This window comes from Streptomyces colonosanans (assembly GCF_001866645.1).
GTDB lineage: Bacteria > Actinomycetota > Actinomycetes > Streptomycetales > Streptomycetaceae > Streptomyces > Streptomyces colonosanans.
In genome coordinates this window covers 1-4487 of sequence record NZ_MLYP01000122.1, presented here as the reverse complement: position 1 = coordinate 4487, position 4487 = coordinate 1, and the positions used below count along the sequence as shown (strand labels likewise).

At 69.7% G+C, this 4487-nt stretch carries 1 protein-coding gene; it reads left to right on the top strand.

All coding sequences use genetic code 11. The features are described 5' to 3' along the window. A partial coding sequence (locus BIV24_RS30325; RefSeq protein ID WP_143064704.1) for a non-ribosomal peptide synthetase occupies positions 1–4487 on the top strand: 4487 nt, incomplete at both ends.

Here is a 4487-nt window from a genome sequence, read left to right as displayed (position 1 = left end):
TTCTTCGAAGGACCCACGGTCGAGCGGCTGGGTCGCAGCGTCGAGCTTGCCGGCACCGCGCGGACCGCGCTGGTTCCGGCTGTGCGACCTGTGTTTGTTCCACTGTCGTACGCGCAGCGCAGGATGTGGTTCCTGAACCGCTTCGAGGGAGCAACAGCCGCAACGTACAACATGCCCATCGCGCTGCGGCTCACCGGCCTGCTGGACCGCGAGGCACTGCGCGCGGCACTGCGCGACGTCGTCGCCCGCCACGAGGCCCTGCGCACCGTGTTCCCCGAGGGGCCCGACGGCGCTCCCCACCAGCGGGTGCTGCACATCGACGCGTGCGGTGGCGGCCTCGACTTGCCCGCCGAGGCGGTCGCGGCCGACTGCTTGCAATCACGCCTCAGTGAACTAGCGGTCCAGGGCGTCGACTTGCTGGTCAACATACCGGTGAGGGCACGTCTGCTCGCGCTGGACGACACCACTCACGTCCTGGTGGTGGTGTTGCATCACATCGCTGGTGATGGTTGGTCGATGGTGCCTCTGGCGCGCGATCTTGCGGCGGCCTACGAGGCGCGTGCCGCGGGGCGGGCGCCGGGGTGGGACCCGTTGCCGGTGCAGTATGCGGATTACGCGCTGTGGCAACGGGAGCTGCTCGGTGATGAGTCCGACCCGGACAGCCTAATCAGTCGGCAGGTCGATTACTGGCAAAGGCAACTCACCTACTTGCCCGAACAGTTGGAACTCCCCATTGACCGGCCCCGCCCCGCCGTCGCCAGCCACCAGGGCGGTCGCGTGACCTTCACCCTGGACCCAGAGCAGCACTGTCGGCTGTCTCGCCTCGCCCAGGAGTCCGGTGCCAGCCTCTTCATGGTGGTGCAGGCGGCGTTTGCGGCGCTGTTGTCGCGGCTTGGTGCTGGTACGGATATTCCGATCGGTTCGCCGGTGGCGGGCCGTATGGACGAGGCCTTGGACGACTTGGTCGGGTTCTTCGTGAACACGCTGGTGTTGCGGACGGATGTGTCGGGTGACCCGACGTTCCGTGAGTTGGTGGAGCGGGTGCGTGAGACGGACCTGGCCGCGTTCGGGAATCAGGATGTTCCGTTCGAGCACCTGGTGGAGGTGCTGAACCCAGTTCGGTCGATGTCCCGGCACCCCCTGTTCCAGGTGATGCTCGCCATGCAGAACACCGAAGAGGCGGAGCTGCGTCTGCCAGGGCTCACTGTGTCCGCGGCGGCAGCGTCGACGAACGCGGCCCGGTTCGACCTCTCCGTCACGTTCGCCGAGCGGCGCGCTCCAGACGGTCGTCCGGGCGGCCTCATGGGCGTCTTTGACTATGCCACCGACTTGTTCGACCGGGCCACAGCCGAGGCAATGACCGCCCGGTTCGTCAGCCTGTTGCAGCAGGTGGGCGTCGATCCCGGAATGAAAGTCGGGGCGGTCGACGTGCTCGGGCCCGGCGAACGGGACCTGCTGTTGAAGGGCCTGAACAACACGGCGTTGGCTGTGCCTGATTTGCCTGTGCCCAGGCTATTCGCACGGCAAGCCGCCGCTACGCCGGACGCCATCGCGGTGATCTCCGGCGATGCGACGCTGACGTACGCCGGGCTCAACACCCGTGCGAACCGAATCGCTCATGCGCTGACCGGCCGTGGTGTGGGGCCCGAGGACATCGTGGCGCTCGCGCTGCCACGCTCCGTCGATCTGGTCGTCGCCGTGCTCGCCGTGCTCAAGGCCGGCGCCGCTTACCTGCCGCTGGACCCGGACTACCCCGCCGCCCGCCTGGAGTTCATGGTCTCCGACGCCCGGCCCGAGCTGTTGATCACCAGCAGCGCATTCGACGACCGCCCGCTCGGCCCTCAGGAGCCCGACCGCCTGGTGCTGGACTCCCCCGAGGCAACCGCCCTGCTGGAGACCCTGCCGGAAACCGACCCCCGGAGCGCCGTCGCCCCGGACAACCCCGCGTACGTGATCTACACCTCGGGTTCGACCGGCCGACCCAAGGGCGTCGTGGTCAGCCACGCGGGTGTCTCCAGCCTTGTTGCGGCACAGGTGGAGCGGTTCGCCATTGACACGCACAGCCGCGTGTTGCAGTTCGCCTCACCCAGCTTCGACGCATCGGTGTCGGAACTCTTCACCGCACTGCTGACCGGCGCCACGCTGGTGCTCCCCCCTCCGGGGTCGCCGCTTTCGGCCCTGACCGACCCTGCCATCGGGGTGACGCATGTGACGCTGATGCCGTCGGTGCTGGCCGCCGTACCAGAAGGTGCGCTGTCCGTGTCGACGCTGGTGGTGGCCGGTGAGGTGTGCTCGCCAGAGCTGGTCCAACGGTGGGCGCCCGGCCGCCGGATGATCAACGCGTACGGCCCGACCGAGACCACGGTGTGCGCAATGATGAGCGCCCCGCTGACCCCCTGTGGCCAGGTACCGCCCATCGGCCGTCCCATCACCAACGCCCGGGCCTACGTGCTCGACGAACGACTGCAACCGGTTCCCGCAGGCGTCCCCGGCGAGCTGTACGTAGCCGGCGCAGGACTCGCCCGCGGGTACCTCAACCGCCCAGGACTCACCGCCGAACGGTTCGTGGCCAACCCCTATGGGTCCTCTGGGGCCCGCATGTACCGCACTGGTGACCTCGTGCGCTGGGGCGGCGCCGGCCTGCTGGAGTATGTGGGCCGCGCTGATAGTCAGGTCAAGCTCCGAGGCTTCCGCATCGAGCCCGGCGAGATCGAGGCCACCCTCGGCCGTCACCCGCGGGTCGCCCAGGCGGCCGTCGTGGTCCGTGAGGACCGGCCTGGTGACCAGCGCCTCGTCGGATACGTCGTGCCCACCGACGACAGCGACCCCATGGACCTGGGCGAGCTGCGGACGTTCGTCTCCGGCCTGCTGCCCGACTACATGGTCCCCAGCGTGGTGCTGCCGCTCGACGCCCTCCCGCTCACCCCCAACGGCAAGCTGGACCGGCGCTCGCTGCCCGCACCGGCGTACGCGGCTTCCGGGCGGGGTCCACGCGACGCCCGCGAGGAAGCCCTCTGCGCCGTCTTCGCCGAGGTGCTTGGGCTGGAGCGGGTCGGCATCGACGACAGTTTCTTCGACCTCGGCGGCCACTCCCTGCTCGCCACCCGGGTGACCAGCAGGATCCGCACGGTGCTCGGCGTGGAGGTGCCGTTGCGGGACCTGTTCGAGGCACCGTCGGTGGCACGGCTGGCGGAGCACGTGGCGGGTGCCGGCGCTGCGCGCCGGGCGCTGCTGCCGATGGCTCGTCCCGACACGGTCCCGCTGTCGTTTGCGCAGCGGCGGCTGTGGTTCCTCAACCGGCTCGAGGGGTCGGCGTCCGCGACGTACAACGTGCCTCTCGTCTTCCGCCTGACGGGCCTGCTCGACCGCGAGGGCCTGGCCGCTGCCCTGCGGGACGTGGTCGAACGGCACGAGTCGCTGCGGACCGTCTTCCCCGAAGGGGACGACGGCACCCCCTGTCAGCGGATCCTCACGACCGCCGATGTCGACCTCCCCGTGTGCGAGCTGGGGCAGGACGAACTGCCGGACGCGGTGGCCGAGGTGACCGGCCGCGGGTTCGACCTGCGGACCGAGGTGCCATTGCGTGCCGCTCTGTTCGCCCTGCCGGACGAGACCCACGTACTGGTCGTGGTCGTGCACCATATCGCGGGCGACGGCTGGTCGATGGCGCCCCTGGCTCGGGACGCGGCCACGGCGTACGCGGCCCGCATCGAGGGCCACGACCCCGCCTGGAAGCCGCTGCCGGTGCAGTACGCGGACTACGCGATGTGGCAGCGCGAATTGCTCGGCGACGAGACCGACCCGGACAGCGTGCTCAGCCGCCAGGTCGCGTACTGGAAGAACCGCCTCGCCGACCTGCCGCAGCAGTTGGACCTGCCCGTGGACCGGCCCCGTCCGGCGGTGGCCTCCTACCGGGGCGACCGGGTGGCGTTCGAGGTGGAACCGGAGGTACACGCGGGCCTCCATGCACTGGCCCGCGAGTCCGGTGCCAGCCTCTTCATGGTGGTGCAGGCAGCGTTCGCCGCGCTACTGTCCCGGATGGGCGCGGGGACGGACGTCCCCATAGGTTCGCCGGTGGCGGGCCGCACGGACGAGGCGCTGGACGACCTGGTCGGCTTCTTCGTAAACACGCTGGTGCTGCGGACGGACGTGTCGGGTGACCCGACGTTCCGCGAACTGGTCGGCCGGGTCCGGGAGACGGACCTGGCGGCCTACGAGCACCAGGACGTGCCGTTCGAGCACTTGGTGGAGGTCCTCAACCCGGTCCGCTCCATGGCCGCGCACCCCCTGTTCCAGGTGATGCTCGCCCTGCAGAACAATGCACAGGCCCGACTTCTCATGCCCGGACTGGACGCGTCAGCATTGGACACCCCGGGCTCTGCCAAGTTCGACCTCTTCCTCAGCCTCGCCGAGCGGACGCCCGCCGGCGACGCACCGGCCCATGGACTGACCGGTGTCCTGGAGTTTGCCGTCGACCTCTTCGATCG